Source organism: Bacillus massiliglaciei, assembly GCF_900098925.1.
In the GTDB taxonomy this organism is placed as follows: domain Bacteria; phylum Bacillota; class Bacilli; order Bacillales; family DSM-1321; genus Peribacillus; species Peribacillus massiliglaciei.
The window spans coordinates 323,324-340,396 of record NZ_LT622360.1 but is presented as its reverse complement, the minus strand read 5'-3'; the positions used below and the strand labels follow the sequence as shown (position 1 = coordinate 340,396).

At 45.1% G+C, this 17,073-nt stretch carries 16 protein-coding genes; 1 reads left to right on the top strand and 15 read right to left on the bottom strand.

The window, feature by feature from the left end; translation table 11 throughout:
* Positions 1-24: 24 nt before the first annotated feature.
* From BQ4305_RS18180 to BQ4305_RS18170, 3 genes are all read right to left on the bottom strand, one after another.
* Entirely contained in the window at positions 25-1,284 is a 1,260-nt protein-coding gene (locus BQ4305_RS18180) for an MFS transporter (RefSeq protein WP_110929166.1), read from the bottom strand.
* A gap of 85 nt (positions 1,285-1,369) precedes the next feature.
* Positions 1,370-2,098, bottom strand: a complete 729-nt coding sequence (locus BQ4305_RS18175) for a ZIP family metal transporter (RefSeq protein ID WP_110929165.1) — start codon at positions 2,096-2,098, stop codon at positions 1,370-1,372.
* A 189-nt stretch (positions 2,099-2,287) separates the two neighbouring features.
* Positions 2,288-3,286, bottom strand: coding sequence for a C40 family peptidase (locus BQ4305_RS18170; protein ID WP_110929164.1), 999 nt, complete (start codon positions 3,284-3,286; stop codon positions 2,288-2,290).
* 373 nt (positions 3,287-3,659) lie between these two features.
* Here BQ4305_RS18170 and BQ4305_RS18160 point away from each other — a divergent pair, with 373 nt between their 5' ends.
* Entirely contained in the window at positions 3,660-4,577 is a 918-nt protein-coding gene (locus tag BQ4305_RS18160; RefSeq protein ID WP_110929162.1) for a DMT family transporter, read from the top strand.
* Positions 4,578-4,654: 77 nt separating this feature from the next.
* On the opposite strand, the gene BQ4305_RS18155 is transcribed toward BQ4305_RS18160, so the two are convergent.
* The 12 genes from BQ4305_RS18155 to BQ4305_RS18100 form a co-directional block, all read right to left on the bottom strand.
* Entirely contained in the window at positions 4,655-5,299 is a 645-nt protein-coding gene (locus BQ4305_RS18155; protein WP_110929161.1) for a bifunctional 4-hydroxy-2-oxoglutarate aldolase/2-dehydro-3-deoxy-phosphogluconate aldolase, read from the bottom strand.
* A gap of 15 nt (positions 5,300-5,314) precedes the next feature.
* The gene (locus BQ4305_RS18150) at positions 5,315-6,271 is read right to left on the bottom strand and encodes a sugar kinase (protein WP_110929160.1); all 957 of its coding nucleotides are present in this window, start codon (positions 6,269-6,271) and stop codon (positions 5,315-5,317) included.
* A 24-nt stretch (positions 6,272-6,295) separates the two neighbouring features.
* Positions 6,296-7,159 (bottom strand): fumarylacetoacetate hydrolase family protein, encoded by an 864-nt coding sequence (locus BQ4305_RS18145; protein WP_110929159.1) that lies wholly within the window; start codon positions 7,157-7,159, stop codon positions 6,296-6,298.
* A gap of 17 nt (positions 7,160-7,176) precedes the next feature.
* Positions 7,177-8,136, bottom strand: a complete 960-nt coding sequence (locus tag BQ4305_RS18140; RefSeq protein ID WP_110929158.1) for a C-terminal binding protein — start codon at positions 8,134-8,136, stop codon at positions 7,177-7,179.
* A 43-nt stretch (positions 8,137-8,179) separates the two neighbouring features.
* Entirely contained in the window at positions 8,180-9,127 is a 948-nt protein-coding gene (locus BQ4305_RS18135; RefSeq protein WP_110929157.1) for a U32 family peptidase, read from the bottom strand.
* Positions 9,124-10,035, bottom strand: a complete 912-nt coding sequence (locus BQ4305_RS18130) for a dihydrodipicolinate synthase family protein (RefSeq protein WP_110929156.1) — start codon at positions 10,033-10,035, stop codon at positions 9,124-9,126. Before BQ4305_RS18130 ends, BQ4305_RS18135 begins: the two co-directional genes overlap by 4 nt.
* Before the next feature lie 102 nt (positions 10,036-10,137).
* Positions 10,138-11,607, bottom strand: coding sequence for an alpha-ketoglutaric semialdehyde dehydrogenase GucD (gucD, locus tag BQ4305_RS18125; protein WP_110929683.1), 1,470 nt, complete (start codon positions 11,605-11,607; stop codon positions 10,138-10,140).
* Positions 11,608-11,626: 19 nt separating this feature from the next.
* Positions 11,627-12,799, bottom strand: coding sequence for a UxaA family hydrolase (locus BQ4305_RS18120; RefSeq protein ID WP_110929155.1), 1,173 nt, complete (start codon positions 12,797-12,799; stop codon positions 11,627-11,629).
* Positions 12,789-13,088 (bottom strand): UxaA family hydrolase, encoded by a 300-nt coding sequence (locus BQ4305_RS18115; RefSeq protein WP_110929154.1) that lies wholly within the window; start codon positions 13,086-13,088, stop codon positions 12,789-12,791. The genes BQ4305_RS18120 and BQ4305_RS18115 overlap by 11 nt, the downstream gene beginning before the upstream one ends.
* 13 nt (positions 13,089-13,101) lie before the next feature.
* Positions 13,102-13,989, bottom strand: a complete 888-nt coding sequence (locus tag BQ4305_RS18110; protein ID WP_110929153.1) for a fumarylacetoacetate hydrolase family protein — start codon at positions 13,987-13,989, stop codon at positions 13,102-13,104.
* Positions 13,990-14,022: 33 nt separating this feature from the next.
* Positions 14,023-14,793 (bottom strand): IclR family transcriptional regulator, encoded by a 771-nt coding sequence (locus tag BQ4305_RS18105; RefSeq protein ID WP_110929152.1) that lies wholly within the window; start codon positions 14,791-14,793, stop codon positions 14,023-14,025.
* Between the two features lie 54 nt (positions 14,794-14,847).
* Entirely contained in the window at positions 14,848-17,049 is a 2,202-nt protein-coding gene (locus tag BQ4305_RS18100; protein WP_110929151.1) for a dihydroxy-acid dehydratase domain-containing protein, read from the bottom strand.
* Between the last annotated feature and the right edge of the window lie 24 nt (positions 17,050-17,073).

Below are 17,073 nucleotides of genomic sequence, written 5' to 3'. Positions count from 1 at the left end.
TCGAGCTTCCTTTTTTTATGTCTTCTATGAAAAAGGTCTCTCCTGACGCGGCAGCTTCATCAGGATAAGAACCCCAATGATAAAAAGCAGAATCAAGCTGAAAACGCCATCATTTGTCCTCCCCGTCATTTGGGCCGTGACCCCGACAAGCAGCGGCCCGATAATGGCAGCAAATTTACCGAAAATATTATAAAAGCCAAAAAATTCATTAGAGGCTTCCTTAGGAATCAGCTTGGCAAAATACGATCTGCTTAATGCCTGCACTCCCCCCTGGGCACAGCCTACGAGCAATGCAATAATCCAAAAATCCAGTAAAGAATCAAGAAAATACGCATAAACGGATATTCCAATATATATCCCGATACCAGCCATAATCATCCTTTTCTCTTGATATCGTTCTGCAAGGTTTCCGAACAAAATGGCCGATGGCGCAGCAACTATCTGTGTCACCAATAAGATCATTAATAAGTCCGCTGAACCAATTCCTAAATCGGAACCGAACGCAGTCGCCATAACCGTGATCGTATTTACGCCGTCAATATAAAAGAAGTAAGCCAGCAAAAACAGACTTAATGTTTTGTAGGAACGGATATTTCTTATTGTGGCAAACAGCTTTTTAAAACTTGCGGTTATCAGTTTTGGGACTCTTTCTGCATAATAGACCTGTTCGACATTTTTGATTAAAGGAATGGTAAAAAGCCCCCACCATAAAGCGGTAATAGCAAAGGCAGCCTGACTAGCCATGACAGGAGTCAAAGAAATTACCTGGTTCTGTGAAAGAAGAATGAGTACAATTCCAAATAAAAATGGGATTATGCTGCCCACGTATCCATAAGCGAAGCCATACGAAGAGACACGGTGCATTCTGGTTTCATCCGTTACATCAACCAAAAAGGCGTCATAAAAGATATTGGCGCCCGCATAGCCAACAGAAGTAAGAATGAAACAAATGAGCAGGAGCAGCCATTGATCTGCAGGCACAGCAGCGAGCAGGAAAGTAAAAACAATTCCAAGTGAAGCAAAAAAGAAAAAAAACCGCTTCTTAAAGTTTTTAAAATCAGCAAGTGTTCCCAAAATAGGAGCAAGTAATGAAATAAAAAGCGTGGAAATAGAATTGGCATATCCCCAGTATGCTGTGGAAACGGAAGCCGAAATACCTGCCGCGGAAGCCGCTTCTTTAAAATACAAAGGGAATATAGCTGTCACCACAACAACAGAATAGGCCGAATTGGCCCAATCATAGAAAGCCCAGCTTCTTTCCTTCACGGACAGCCTGCTGCTCATCCCATCCCTCCTGGAACCTTTTTTATAAGCTATTTCAGCTTGTATGCATTTATTCTCTCTATGTAAAGATCAAAGAAAGAAATAATCATGAAGAAAACTGATTCAAAATTAATGACACCAGCAAACCTAAGGAGGCAATAAATCCTGTTGCCGGTCCGCTGTCTTCATACGCTTCGGGCATCATCGTAGAAGATATCATGGCAATAATTCCGCCTCCGGCAAATGCAGCGATTCCGGCAAGAATAGAATCAGGGGCTTCAGCAAGAAAGAAATATCCCCCCCAAGAGCTTAACGAGGATATGACAATAACAGCTGCCCACAAAAGACAAATTCTCGATGCAGTATAACCGCTTTTCTTCAAGCCGCTTGTGCTCGAAAGTCCCTCTGGTATATTACTGATAAATATGGCAGCAACAAGGAGCCAGCTGACAGATTGCCCTGTCAGGAGACTCGCCCCAATCATAATGGATTCAGGGATGGCATCCATCACCGTTCCAATAAAAATCGCCATTCCCTTTGGGGCTCCCTGATCGCCTGAGCGTTTCCTGTCCGCTGCCCCTTTCTTAGAAATCCAGGTATCCAGCAAAGTAAATATGCCGGCCCCGGCAATAAATCCAACGGCAGTCGCCAGCATCCCTCCATCGGCAACAGATTCGGCGAGCAATTCATAAGCTGCCGCTCCGATTAAGACGCCTGTACCAAAAGCCATGATAAATCCAATGATTTTTTTAGGGATTTTTATCAGCAAAGCTATAACAGCCCCAATGAAAACGGCTGACCCTGATACCGCTCCCCAAAAAGCTGCGGTCCACATACATTTTCACCCCTCCATTTACAGAACTTCCCTTGATCCACGTGAAGTTTTCCTGCAATATTTCATCCAGCCATTAGACTAAAAATGATACCTAACGAAGGAATCTTTTGTTATACCCTGCATTTTCCCCATTTGAAACAGGGCAAAAAAGGCTTAAGGGAGACTGATTCCCTTAAGCTTTTCCGGACTTTATTTTATATACCTTCTGGCTCCAGCGTATTCATTTCCATAGCCGGAGACTGCAATCTCATCAATTCTGACGTGGGTTGAGCTGTTCGGAGAATGGATCATTTTTCCGTCGCCTATATAGATGCCCACATGATGAATTTTTCCTTTTCCTTCATCATAGCCAAAAAACAAAAGATCACCCGCTTGCCAATCTTCCTTATTCACTGGTGTTCCATTTACTGCCTGTACAGAAGAATCACGCGGAATCGTGATCCCGTTGGCATGATACACCGTATACGTAAATCCAGAACAGTCAAAACCAAAGCCTGACATTCCAGCCCAAAGATAAGGCAGACCAAGGAAAATCTCCCCCGTTTCGACGATGGTTTCTCCAGCAGGGACCGGGATTTGATCCTCATTTTTATAAACAGATGCATCCATCTTAGAAATCCACTTTGCTCCTGCTCCCGGTGTCATGACTTGAATCGCGTCTTTCTTTTGCTGCAGGACAGGAAGCCGGGTATCAAAGCTTAGCTCCAAGAATCTTTTTTTCTGTTTTTGGTCTTTATAAAGCCAGGCAGAAGGCGAGGTGACGATAGCAAAATTCCGGTCGAGTTTTTGTCCGAATCCCCTGTTATACACCAATTGTTTCTTTGGCATCCAACCAGGATAACCCTCACTGTTTCTTGGTGTAGGCTGGTTTGCAGCGGCTACCTTCACCCAATCCCCTTTTTCTTCGAGGATGGTTACTCTTGATCCGTATAATGCCTGAGTCTCTAAGTTCCCGACAAGCCACAGTTTATCTTCATAGCTCATACTGCCCGTCCAATTTTTTAAATCGACAGGATGCGAAGCCGAAGGAGCATCCAAGTCCCTTAGCAGACCCGGTTCTGTCCACAGTGTGGCTGCAGCAACATCAATATAAGCTGTGCTTTCTCTTTCTTCAGCTTTTGATAATACAGGTCCTGAAAAGAGTATGACCAGTGACAAAAGTATAACAATCCATTTTGGTCCGCTCATGCTCAACATCCTTTCGCTCTATTTATAAAAGGCCCCTCTGAACTCCGCGTCTGCCGCACTTGTATTTATTTACCATTTTGGATTGACATGTCCTGCATAAATACAGCCCGTTTCTTCAGCCCTCCCATTACCAATCTCTGTAAAAAAACAGTTTGGTACCTCATATTGTAAGATATCGACTATCAATTGACAATGTTTTTGAATTATTCAGATTTTTGTAGATTTTCATCTGCTTAAGAACTATTCTAAAAAGACGGGTATTCCATTTAACAAATGCGGAAGCTGCTTTATTAAAAATAATAAATTTACAAGTACTAATAATTTGAAAATAGTGTATAATTATCCAATCGTTATAGTTGAAAGGATGTTTCCAATGAGTCATTCAAAAATCTACATCCTGCTGACCGGGATCATGATTACCTGGGGATTAAATGTTTCAGTAGTGAAAATATTAGTAGAGTATGCAGAGCCGATTACCATTACATCTTTAAGAATTTTCACTGCCTCGCTAATTGTCTTTTTGATTCTCGGTTTCATGTGCAGCATTCGCCTTCCTAAAAAAAGCGAATTATCCTTTATTTTAGGAGGAACCCTTTTAAGTATTGTATTTCACCATTTCCTTTTAGCGGAAGGTCTGACAAAGACATCAGCTACTAATGCAGGGTTAATATTAGGGATGGGGCCTCTTCTGACTGTCCTTTTATCGATGGCCTTTTTGCGAAGAAAGCCTTCCTTCATTCGTTTTATAGGATTTATTAGCGGCGGTGTCGGCGTCAGTTTCACCGTCCTTGCTGGAAGCGGTAACATCCAGTCTGTCAATCTAGGAGATGCAGATATTTTCTTTGCTATTCTTTCTCAGGCCTTAAGCTTCATCTTAATTAACCGGGCGGCAAAAACAATGGATCCGCGCCTGTTAACAGGGTATATGATGCTGATAGGATCTATCATTCTATTTTGCATCAGCATTTGGAAGGAACCTGGCGGATTGACTTCCGTCCTATCTGCTCCTGCATCGATTTGGACCGCCTTCTTTTTCTCTGCGATTATCGCAACAGGTATCGGACATATGGTTTATAACTATGCGATCGGCAAGGTAGGTGCTGCGGAATCCTCCATTTTCCTTAATCTAAATACATTCTTCTCTCTAGTAGGAGCTGCCCTGTTCCTCAAAGAAACCATCATGCCTGCCCAATTTGTCGGCTTAATTTTCATTGTATCCGGAGTTATGCTTGGGTCGGGAACCATTGAGATGTGGATGTATCAAAAGAAAAGCAAAAATACTTCTGTATAAAAACAAAAGTCCCCTCTAATCATGCAAAGATTAGAAAGGGGCTTTTGTTTTGTCATATAATAATCTATATTTATCGTTTATAAAAGAACTTTGCTTTTTTGGACAGCCTCTGAAAAGCGTTTAGCTGTTTCTGTTAATTGTTCATAGTCTTCAGCCGAATTTAATTTCGCCGCATTGACCAAGGAACCCCCCAGGCCGACGGCGACAGCTCCGGCCTTTAAGAAGTCACCGAGATTCTCAAGATTGACACCGCCTGTCGGCATCAGCGGGATATGCGGAAGGGGACCTTTTATATCCTTAAAATAACCAGGACCAACTGTGCTGGCCGGAAACACTTTAATAATGTCCGCTCCCTGTTCATACGCTGTCAATATTTCAGTGGGGGTTAAAGCTCCTGCCATACTGATAATCCCATAGCGCTTTGCCATATTTATTGTGTCAGGGCTGACTGTCGGAGAGACGATAAATTCTGCACCAGACAGAATCGCCATCCGGGCCGTTTCTGCATCCAGTACAGTGCCGGCACCGGCAATAATGCTATCGCCAAGATCACTCTTTACTGTTTCAATCGATTGACGGAATCCGGGCGTTTCTGCTGTTATTTCAAGTACACGTATCCCGCCTTTTTTCAAAGCCCGGGCAATCGGAACAATTTGATTCGGTCTGGCCCCCCGGATCACGGCAATTAATTTCTCTTGTTTCAGCCTTTCTGTAATTACCACGTTTTTTCCACCTTCCTATCTCTTTACATCTTCCAGACTGCCATTCATAAACGAAGCTAAGTCGTTTCGGTCCGGCAGCCCTTCTGCATCTCCATTTACCATGGTAACCATTGCTCCCATCGCATTGCCCCTGCGTACTGCTTCAATTAGCGGCAATCCGTCAAGGAGACCTGAAAGCACTCCGGCAGCGAATGCATCTCCCGCACCGACCGGGTCAATAACACGCTCCACCTGGAATCCAGGTACAAAAGTTTTTGGCACGGAAGAAGAGGAAACAAGCGCACCTTTTTCTCCCATTTTTAAAAGCACTGTTTCTGCTCCGAGTTCATGAAAAAGATTCGCATATTCCTCCGGTGAGCAGGCACCAAATAAGAATTCAGCCTCAGAAATCCCCGGCAGGACCAAATCGCTTTCTGAAGCATACTTTTTCATAAAACGGCGGGCTTCACTTTTGTCCTCCCATAATTTCAGACGGATATTCGGATCAAAGACGATCTTCATCTGATTCTCCTTAGCAATGCGGAGCGCTTTATCCAGAAGCTCACGGCATGATTCGCTGAGAGCCGGCGTAATGCCTGTTAGATGAAGATAGGCCGAATCGGAGATAGCTACTGCCGGGAGCATCTCAGCGTTCATTTTACTGGCCGCTGAGTTTTTTCTATAATAATAGACTCTGGTGTCATTCAGGCGCCGGAATTCTTTAAAGAAAACACCAGTCGGGGCATTTGTATCGCGTGTAACATATGAGACATCGACGCCTTCTCCCCGAATGAAAGCCTGCATCGCATCTCCGAATTCATCCATGCCAAGGCGGCTGATCCAGCGGGATTTATGTCCGAGACGGCTTAATCCGATCGCCACATTTGATTCCGCCCCGCCAAACTTCATGGAAAAAGAACGGGCGTGGCGCAGCGGTCCTTCTTCATTGGGGGTAAACAACGCCATCGTTTCGCCAATTGTTACTACATCCATTTTGAGCCCTTCCTTCTCTTTTCTTTACCCTTTTACGAAATTGGAGAGTGTGCCAATCTTTTCAATCGTCACGTCCATCCGATCTCCATCCTTCAGCCACACTTTTGGATCCCTGCCCATCCCAACTCCCGGCGGGGTGCCTGTAGCAATCAAGTCACCCGGTTTTAAGGTCATGGACTGGGATAGAAAGGAGATAATTTGAGGTACCTTGAAAATTAAATTGCTTGTATTTGAATCCTGCATCCTTTCGCCATTTAAATCGAGACTGATCTTTAACTGGTGCGGATTCCCTACTTCATCTTGGGTCACAACAACAGGGCCCGTTGGAGCAAAAGTATCTGCCGTTTTTCCGCGCGACCACTGTCCGTCTTTAAATTGTAAGTCCCTCGCGCTGATATCATTTAAAATCGTATAGCCAAAAACACAGGTTTCTGCTTCTTCTTCTGTTACTCGCTTGGCTTCTTTTCCCATCACTATGGCAAGCTCCGCTTCAAAATCAACCTCATTTGAATTGATTGGTCGTTCAACAGCATCCTCATGTCCGGTCAGTGCATTCGGATATTTTGAAAAAATAACAGGTGAAGCCGGAGGCTCCATCCCCGTTTCTTTACAATGATCAAGATAATTCAGCCCCACGCAGATAATTTTTTCCGGCTGGGATACAGGCGGCATAAATTCCACTTCATTTACGTTAAATACCGCCGCCTCGTTATTGTGCTCCCCGATTAGCTGCTCCGCTTTTTCGCGGAGTTCATCGCCATGTTCAATGAACGTTTTCATATCCGCTGGAAACTGATTTGCATTAAGTTTTGTCAGGCTGGTGATCTGATGGCCGTAAACGGCACCGAGATGCTGCTCGCCATCCGCCTTAAATACCGCTAATTTCATATCCATTCCTCCATTTCTTACGTTAGGCTGTATGGTGTTCTATCACCGCTTAAAACTTGGACGATATTCTTAGCAGCTTTTTGCCTAAGTTCTATCATGGCTTCTTCTGAATACCAGGCACTGTGAGGAGTGATAAGAACCTGATCCATTTTGAGAAGCGGACTATGGAGGCTGACCGGCTCTTCTTCCGTCACATCCAATGCAGCCCCGGCAATAATGCCCTTTTCCAGTGCATCTGCCAAAGCCTTTTCATCTATAATCGGGCCGCGGGCCGTATTAATGATCACCGCATTCCGCTTCATCTGCTGAAGTCTTTCCTCATTAATTAAATGGAACGTATCCTTCACAAGCGGAACATGTACGGACAAATAGTCCGCTGTACGAATTATTTCATCAAGCTCCATTTTTTGTACGCCTGCCGCTGCCATTTCTTTCTCTGTTACAAACGGATCATAGGCTGCAACTTGAAAACCGAGCGGTTTTACTTTTTCAATAAAACGGCGAGGAATCCGTCCAAATCCAAGCACTCCGACCGTTTGCTGGTCGAACCGGTTAATCGGCACTCCGGACTTGAAATCCCAATTCCCCTTTTTCACTTCATTATTTAACAGCGTTACCTTCCGGGCCCATGACAGCAATAATGCCAGGGCATGGTTAGAAACCTCTTCCATTCCATAATCCGGTACATTTGCAACTGTGATCCCCTTTTCTTTCGCTGCATCCAGATCAATCGTATTAACACCGACCCCATAACGCGAAATGATTTTTGTTTGATGAAGCGATTCAATGACACGGCGTGAGATCGGGGCATATTGATTCAATATGGCATCCGCCTCCTGCGCCTGTTCCATCACTTCTTCTTCTGTTTTGCATTGAGCTTTAATGAATTCAATATCCAGCCCGCTTTCCTGAAAAACTTCCTCTTCATATCGTAAATCAGCAAACTCATAATCTGTTAACAGCACTTTAAAAGTCATTTCATTTTGACTCCTCTCATTTATTATCAGGCCTGCCCGTTCGTTATTTCGCTGCCGGTTTTTGAATTTTTGCGATTCCAAGTCCTTCTGCTCCCAGTTCGGAGGTCCGGGCTTCTGGATAGTATCTTTCGATCATTTGTATTCCAAGTGATGCACGTCGAACTCGTTCCTTTGTTAAGGAAATATTTGTGCTTTCCCATTGTTTCCCTGATGGATAGACGTCCGGATGGTTGCGAAGGCCGAATTTTATGTAGACCGGAGCCAAAACCCTGATAATTTCCGGAATTTCATAATAGCGGATAAATCCGCCGAATGTATCCGGTACTTCTACATATAAATCAATCGGTATGTCAATTGCCTGCCGAATGGCTGCAAGTTTAGACAGCGTTAATGCCGGAGGGACATTGTACGTATCTGCGCCGATATCTTGCATCAATTTCACGGAAACTGGATTGGCAGAACCCATCTGCACAGAGACCTTTACAACAAAATCTTCCGGCAGCTGGCCGCTGCGCTTCATTTCTTTTGTTAAAAGCAGCAGTCCTTCATCTGCCACTAAAGCACCGCGCAGTCCGAGTGCCGCTCCCCTTTTTAAGTCTTCCATGGCATAGACAAGCTGATCGGCGCCTTCATGCCGGATTCCCTGCGTTTTTCCGCCTGGGGTAAAAGGTCCGGCGCTTACATCCCATGAACCGCGCGGGCCGACAAACAGGCTGAGCTCCATTCCTCTTTCTGCAGTCAGCTCACACATTTCCTTAATTTCTTCATCTGTTTGAAGCATAATGCCGCTCCCCTGGGAGATCCGATGAATTTTCAAACCAAGCCGGTCAATTTCATCCAGCGTTTCTTTTAAAGCAACCGGACCTTCTACACTTGGAAGCTCAATCCGGTATTGCGCTCCGTCCGGAAACGTTTTATTAGATGTGGGAAGTTCCGTCAGATCTGTTGACGGATAGCCTAATTGTTTAAGTAACTCACGGGATTCTTTCATGATTGAACGCCTTCTTTCCATTCTATTTTTTTCAGCAGCTGTGCTACTTTACTTCTTAAATCTTCCGGAAAGACATCGCAGGGAGCCCGATGCCCGGCAGGTGTATCAAACCACCGGCAGTGAACAGCTTCTTTGATTTGAGTAAAAAAAGTCGGACCGTATGAATAAATGTCCATCAGCTGCGAAATCTTTTGGTGATGCTGTTCTGCATCTGCCAACTCTCCTTTTCGATAAGCCGTATAGACACCAACCGAAACCTCCGGTAAAAAGCAGGCTGTTCCATTAATGCTGCCTGCGGCTCCGATCATCTGAGCAGGAAACAGATGTTCATCAAAAGCAGAGAAGACCAGGAAGTCACTGCGGACTTTTTTTACTTCGGTGAGCACTTGACGTAAGTGGCCGAAATCGGTAACCGTTTCTTTTATTCCTTTAATGTTTGGAAAGGTTTCGGCCAATGATTTGATCAGCTCAACCGACAGATTCTGTCCGGTTAAAAGCGGAATGTTATAGATAAACACCTGCAGTTTGGTATGATCGGCAACGATCGAATAGAAACGGAATAATTGCTCTTCCGAGAACTTCCAATAATATGGGTTTACAACCAGTACTCCATCTGCCCCTTGAAGTTCCGCATAAGAGATCAAGTCAAGCACTTCTTTCAATGCAGTATGGCCAACGCCCACCATGACAGAGACACGTCCATTAATATGCTTGATCATTTCCCGAACGTACAGCTTTCGCTCTTCAGCAGAGAGAGAAGAAAACTCACCTGAGCTTCCCATTAGCAGGATCCCGTCAATACCTTTTGAAATTAGCTGATCCAAATACCTTCTATTCATCTCTAAATCTAAATTCCCTGCTTCATCAAACAGCGTTACGACCGGCGGAATAATTCCGTGAAATTTCATGTTCTCCCTCCTCTTGTTTACTGATTAGATCTCCAAAATGGATTATTTCGAAAACTCCCCCGGAATATATCCTTCCCGGGGAAGATCTGTAAGTTTTTTAAATTAAGAGCCTTTTATAAACACCGTTTTAATAGACGTATAAAATTCCTTGGCTGCCTCTCCCTGTTCGCGTGATCCAGTACTGGAAGCTTTCATTCCTCCGAATGGAGCCTGAAGCTCTACTCCCGCACTCTCTGCGTTGATGCGCACAAGACCTGCTTCGATTTCATCTATAAATTCCATAAGGGAGCTGATATTAGAAGTGAAAATGGATGCACTTAATCCATATTTTGTATGATTCGCAATGCTGATAGCCTCTTCTAGATCCGACGCTTTAATAAGAGCAATAACCGGGCCAAAGATTTCATCCTGAGCAATTTTCATATCCGGACTGACTTTTTCAAAAATAGCAGGTGTCACGAAAAAGCCCTTATCATACTCGTCTCCTGTCAATACCTCACCGCCATATACAAGCTTTGCTCCTTCTTGTTTGCCTATTTCTATATATTCATTGACGGTATTGAATTGGCTTTCACTCGCGCACGGCCCCATCCAAATGCCTTCTTGCAGCCCATTTCCGACGGTGATTTTTTCTGTTTCCTTAACCAGCTTCTCTTTAAATTCCTCGAAGACAGAAGATTCAACGATGACACGGCTTGATGCTGTGCATTTTTGTCCGGAAGAGCGGAATCCTCCGCTGATCACTGCTTCTACTGCCTGGTCAATGTTCGCATCCTTCGCTACAATGACAGGGTTTTTGCCGCCCATTTCAAGCTGAAATTTAATTCCCCGTGCCGCAGCTGATTGAGCCACTCCCTTACCTACCTGCTCAGAACCAGTAAATGTAATGGCATTTAAAAGAGGATGGTCAATCAGTCCCTGCCCGATTACTGAGCCGGAGCCTGTTATGAAGTTTATAACCCCGGCCGGGAAGCCTGCCTTTGCAAAACACTCCATTACTTTTGCCGCAGTTACCGCACCTTCTGTAGCCGGTTTCCACACAACTGTATTGCCATAAACCAAGGCAGGAGCCATTTTCCAAATAGGAATGGCTACCGGGAAATTCCATGGTGTAATAACCCCTACAACTCCCAGCGGTGTGCGTTTTGTAAACATCAGCGCGTCTTTATCAGAAGATGGAATGACATCTCCTTCTTTACGCATGCCCTCACCGGCGTAATAACGGAGAATGGCAATGCCTCTTGCGGTTTCCCCTTTTGCTTCCGGCAGGGTTTTCCCCATTTCACGGGTCATTGTCTCTGCAATTTCATCCAGATTTTCTTCTAAAATATTGGCTGTTTTAAAAAGGAGCTGGCCTCTTGCTGACTGTCCCAGTCTGCGCCAGGATTTTTTCGCATGATGGGCTGCCTCCACCGCTTTTTCCAAATCACTTTTGGTGGATTTTTGTACATACCCGACAGGCTCTTTATCCGCGGGATTAATGCTGACGATTGTATCTTCAGCAATCGTGTCCGCCCATTCGTTATTGATATAATTTTGATAAGTTTTGGCTGTAAAAGTAGTTGTAATCATTTTATTAGCTCCTTTTTTATTAAAATGTTGGGCCGATACGCCATATTCCAAAGTCATGCTGTTTCAGAATCTCCGATTTTGTCAGCTTTCCATTTGAAACCTGCTGAATTTCATCCATGATTCTAAGCCCGACGTTATCGACTGTTTCAATTCCGTCCACGATTGTTCCTGCATCGAGATCCATATTTTCACTCATGCGCTCAAACATTGGAGTATTCGTAGAAATTTTGATGACAGGTGCTATCGGCGATCCTGTCGGTGTGCCCCTGCCGCTCGTAAAAAGAACAACCTGTGCGCCTCCTGCCACCATGCCGGTTAACTGCTCAATATCATGACCAGGAGTATCCATCCACACAAGACCCTTCTTAGTTGGCTGCTGTGCATAATCAATGACTTCTTCAAGGCGTGTCGTACCGGACTTAGCTGAGGCTCCCAGCGATTTTTCCTCTAAAGAGCTCAAGCCCCCCTCTATATTTCCGGGACTCGGATTTCCCGTGCGGATATCAACGCCCATTTCGATTGATCGGTTTTCCATCATACGAATCACAGCATATGCCTTTTTCGCAACCTGATCATTAGCTGCCCGATCTGCGAGTAAATGCTCCGCGCCAATTAATTCAGTTGTTTCCGCCAAGATGGCCGTTCCGCCTTGTTCCACTATTAGATCGCTTGTGCGGCCTACAGCCGGATTCGCCGACAGGCCGGAACATGCATCCGACCCGCCGCATTCTGTGCCGACGATTAACTCACTGAAATCACATAATTCCCGCTGAACCATCGAGGCATCCTGGACCATTTTGACCGCGATTTTCGCCACTTCAGCAATGGTTTGCAATGTACCGCCATGCTCTTGAATCGAAACGGTTTCAACAGGTTTGCCGCACTTTGCGATCTCGTCTCCAATCCTGTGTGCTTGATGGGTTTCACATCCCAGACCTAACACAATGACACCATATACATTAGGATTCATTCCCATGCCGGCATAGGTTCTCGCCGTTTGATCATAATCCTTGCCTACTTGTGCGCAGCCATGCTGATGGATAAATGTAACGGTTCCGCTGACAAGTTCTGTTACCCGCTGAGCTGTCTGCGTTGCACACGTAATGGTCGGCAAAATCAATACATGGTTCCGAACACCGACACGGCCGTCCGGACGCCGATATCCCCAAAACTGACGTTTATCATTCAGCAACTTTGTCACCTCTTCCCCTTTTCCCCTCTAGATTATGGACATGGACATGAGCCCCGGCAGGAATGTCTGATGAAGCCGCCCCTATGACTTCTCCATATTTAATAATGTCTTCTCCCTTTTCAATCGCTCTGACAGCAAACTTATGACCAAATCGAATTGGTTCGATAATTGTGACCTGCCGTTCTTCCTCACCTGCTTTTACAATGATCGGAGTGTTTTCAGGTATCTCAGAAAGCGCAACAGCTACTGTATCCTTTGCATTTAAATACAACGTTTTGTATTCACCCATTTCCTTCACTCCTTTAAATCGCTTGAACCGTCTTCCCTTGAACCACTGGATTATTCAACAAGCCGATGCCCGGAATTTCAATCTCAACACGATCGCTGTCCTGCAATGTAAATTCATTTGGCGGAACAATGCACGTGCCTGTAAGCAAAACGGTTCCATCAAAGACTGTATTATCGAGGACAAGATAATGGACCAGTTCATCAAGTGTTCGTTTTAACTGATTCACCTGGGCTTCTCCTTCAAATACCTTCTCGTCATTTCGATAGATCCGGCAAATAATCTTAAGTTCATAAGGATCGGACACAGCTTCCTTCAATAAAATAGCCGGACCGATCGAGCATGAATTTTTCCACACTTTTGCCTGCGGAAGATAGAGCGGATTTTCCCCCTCGATATCCCGGCAGCTCATATCATTTCCGACTGTGTAGCCAAGAACCGTTCCCTCTTTATCAATAACAAGCCCCAGTTCCGGCTCAGGAATTTGCCAATTGGAATCAGAACGGAGATAGACAGGATCATTCGGGCCTACCGTCCTTGCCGCCGTTGATTTCAAAAAGATCTCAGGCCGGACTGCGTCATACACTTTGTCATAAAAGGTTTGACGGTCAAGCTTTCCTTGAGTAGCTTCATAATTGCGGGCTTCCTTGCTTTTTTTATATGTAACCCCCGAGGCCCACACTTCCGGTGCATCGATCGGCGTTGTTAATGTTAATCCTTCTAAGTCTTTTTCCTCGCCCGTAACGGCAGCTTGTTTTACTATTTCAAACGCCGTTCTGTTTTGCAGACGTGCTGTCTCAATCAATGACATAAAATCTTCAAACGGTAAATCTACCACTTTGTTCTCATCCGTTACGGCAGCAAGCTGTTTTTTGTTTTCCAAAACGTATCTAATAATTCTCATTCTTTTTCCTCCTATAGGACCCTTCGGCCGCTTTTAAATTTTTTGGTATTCATAGCCCATTTCTGCTGAAATCTTATTGCTGCACTCCATTAAGATCCTTACATACTCATCGCGTGTTTCTTCATCCTTAATCTTTGAAGCCGGCATGGATACACTCATGGCAGCAATCACTTTTCCTGAATAATTTTTGATAGGCACTGCTAAACAGTAGATGCCCGGTTCATTTTCTTCATTATCAATGGAATAGCCGTCTCTTCGGACTCTTTCAATTTCTTCCAAGAACTCCGCTTTGGAACCAATTGAATTTCCAGTCGGCTTCGTGTAGATGTATCCATCCAGAAGCAATGCCAATTCCTGATCTGTCTTATTGGCAACAAGCGCTTTGCCGACCGCACTAGTGTGAATCGGTACACGTCTTCCAATCCGGGAATATAAAACAGTGACTCCTCTGCCCTCCACCTTATCGACATACACGCCTTCCTGGCCATCTAAAATGACAAGATGAATGGTTAAGTTCGTCGTCTCAGAAAGCCATTCCAGATGTTTTCTCGCTACATTGCGCAAATCTAAATGACCGGTCACTAAACTTCCCCGCTCTAACAATTTCAGTCCTAAAGAGTACCTGCCATTCTCCTCATTTTGAGAAATATAGTGATGTATCTGCATCGTCTTTAAAATGGAATGGACCGTGCTTTTATGAAGGTTCATCCGTTTACTGATGTCTGTGATAGCCAGTTCTCGTTCCCGCTCGTCAAATAAATCCAATATTCTCAATGCGCGTTCTACCGATTGGATGATTGGCATTGTCTTCACTCCTCTATCTATATTTTTTCGAATCGGATCATTGACGAGCGCGGATTACTTTATTACAGCCTTTGCCTCCAGCACTATATCCTGCTCATAATCAAGCACCGCATCTTCCACAACCGCAATGGGAACTACCCCGTTCGCTGCATCTGTATGACCGTACATCCTATTGCTTGCTGCTACCATTTTTTGCCGTACCTTCATCCGCTGCTTTCGCTCTGCTGCAAGGTCTTGCCTCTCCGCCTTTAACGCCTCCGGAAATTCATGGCTGACAGATCCTTCAGAAAGACGGTCCGAATCCACAAAATCAATACGGCGGCTGCGGAGCTGAAGATGAAGAATGTCTCCGGTCTTAAGGAAGCCAATCCCTCCCCCTTCGTATGCTTCTGGGGTCATATGGCCGATGGCTGCGCCGTACGTTACACCCGAATAGCGGCCGTCACTGATGACGGTTGCCAGCTTTTTCATCACACGGTTTGCGTTAATATGCTGCATCGGGGTAAACATCTCCGGCATTCCAAATGCGACTGGTCCTTGTCCGGCAATGATAACAGCTATTTTCAATGTTCCTTTTTGAGCCATTTCGTCAAAGAGTTCATCGTATGAAACATCCTTCAGTCTGATCCACTCTGATTCATTATTGAAACGGAGGGATGCAAGTAAATGATCATGCCTGAACAGCCTTTGTTCTTTGATCTTCGAAAGCAGTGAGGAATCAAGCAGGCTTCGATTTGCATCTTCTTCGTTTTCATAATAAAGCGCGAACGCGAGCTTATTATCGAATTGATCAAGCTGCGGTGTCGGCATGCCGCTGATTTTCACGACGGCGCTCTCAAAGAAGTTTCCTTTTAACACATCCACTCCGCTAAAACCGCGGCGAGGTTCAGACAGAATTACTTTATTATTTTTCACATTTTCAGCTTGCAGGCTGCGGGAAATAGCCAGGCGCTCTTTCCATGTCTTCGCTGCGACCGTAGGAGCATCCTGATCCATTGGCACTCCGTTTTCAATCAGTTCATAGAAAAGTGTTTCCATTCCGCGGCTTGTTCCGCTGCAGCATTGCATGGCTAGAGAATAAATATCCCTGCCTTCTGTAAGGCTGTAATCAAATAAATCCGGGATTGGATGCTGATGATGAATATGGTCTAAATCCCATAAACTGAATTTGTATCCCGCATAGAGCATACCTGCTACAATATGCATCATCAGATTCGTAGAACCGCCTGAAGCACTGTGTATCCGAATCGCATTTTTTATATTGGCACCGACTATGTTAGCAGCACCGTAACGTTCTTCATTAATCATGTCTGCAAAACTGTCAAGCACTGCATTGATCTGACGCTGTGTGGGAGGATCTGTTAAAAGCTCAACGGCTGGGTGAACGAGCCCCATCCCTGCTACCAGATGACGGGAGCTATTACCAGTGCCATTAAAAGCACACACACCGCCCTGACCGTCACAAGTAGCGACAGCAAGCCGCATTTCAAAATATTTATGCTGCTCTTTTGTTAAAATGCCTCGTTCAAACGCACGCTCAAAAACTCCCTGGAAGGCAGTGTTCGATGAGCATTGAAGAATATAGGCCATGGTGTCACGCAAGTCGGCAGCTACATCCGGCGCCCCCTCGCTTTCAGCCTTTTTCGCTAATTGCTCAAGTTCTTGCACAACATCATCCGGGATAGATCCGCCTTCTAACACATGTGCAGGCGCAAATGTAGCAAAGAAAGGAGCCTCTCCGCGGTTTCGGCGCACACGGTCTACATGGGCCAGTGCGCTTACCACTCCCAGCGGCTGTTTATCGCAGCCTTGAATAACAAAGGCTCCATGATAACTGTGGGCTTCAATCTGGTTGACTACCATTTGGGCAACGGCATTTCGGCTTTGCAGAGAGTAACTCATCCCCTGATTGCTTTGTGCTGTTCCGTCACACATGACCGGTGTAGAAAAGTAGAACGGCACTCCGCCATTCTGCCAGATTCGGATAGCCGCTCTGGCACTTGTCTGATAATCCATGATGTGGGCCGGATGATCAGAGGAACCTCCAATTATGGCGATCCGCGGAGCATTTTTCTCCAGCCGCATATAAATTTCTTCAAGAGTCCAATCCGGTTTTCCGCCTTCATAGGTGGAGCCCAACGTCAATTTTGCACGGTCCAGAAGACCGGCAACCGTAATTGGCTCATTCGCTTTCCCTTGCACATTATCTCGATAAGGATTTACTTCATTGTCTATAAGCGGGTATAAATGAGTCATGCAGGTCCGCTCCTTTCCGTAATC

Coding starts and splice junctions, on each gene's coding strand:
- BQ4305_RS18180 (WP_110929166.1), bottom strand. CDS start 1,284: ATGAGCAGCAGGCTGTCCGTGAAGGAAAGAAGCTGGGCTTTCTATGAT.
- BQ4305_RS18175 (WP_110929165.1), bottom strand. CDS start 2,098: ATGTGGACCGCAGCTTTTTGGGGAGCGGTATCAGGGTCAGCCGTTTTC.
- BQ4305_RS18170 (WP_110929164.1), bottom strand. CDS start 3,286: ATGAGCGGACCAAAATGGATTGTTATACTTTTGTCACTGGTCATACTC.
- BQ4305_RS18160 (WP_110929162.1), top strand. CDS start 3,660: ATGAGTCATTCAAAAATCTACATCCTGCTGACCGGGATCATGATTACC.
- BQ4305_RS18150 (WP_110929160.1), bottom strand. CDS start 6,271: ATGGATGTAGTAACAATTGGCGAAACGATGGCGTTGTTTACCCCCAAT.
- BQ4305_RS18145 (WP_110929159.1), bottom strand. CDS start 7,159: ATGAAATTAGCGGTATTTAAGGCGGATGGCGAGCAGCATCTCGGTGCC.
- BQ4305_RS18140 (WP_110929158.1), bottom strand. CDS start 8,136: ATGACTTTTAAAGTGCTGTTAACAGATTATGAGTTTGCTGATTTACGA.
- BQ4305_RS18135 (WP_110929157.1), bottom strand. CDS start 9,127: ATGAAAGAATCCCGTGAGTTACTTAAACAATTAGGCTATCCGTCAACA.
- BQ4305_RS18130 (WP_110929156.1), bottom strand. CDS start 10,035: ATGAAATTTCACGGAATTATTCCGCCGGTCGTAACGCTGTTTGATGAA.
- gucD (WP_110929683.1), bottom strand. CDS start 11,607: ATGATTACAACTACTTTTACAGCCAAAACTTATCAAAATTATATCAAT.
- BQ4305_RS18115 (WP_110929154.1), bottom strand. CDS start 13,088: ATGGGTGAATACAAAACGTTGTATTTAAATGCAAAGGATACAGTAGCT.
- BQ4305_RS18110 (WP_110929153.1), bottom strand. CDS start 13,989: ATGAGAATTATTAGATACGTTTTGGAAAACAAAAAACAGCTTGCTGCC.
- BQ4305_RS18105 (WP_110929152.1), bottom strand. CDS start 14,793: ATGCCAATCATCCAATCGGTAGAACGCGCATTGAGAATATTGGATTTA.
- BQ4305_RS18100 (WP_110929151.1), bottom strand. CDS start 17,049: ATGACTCATTTATACCCGCTTATAGACAATGAAGTAAATCCTTATCGA.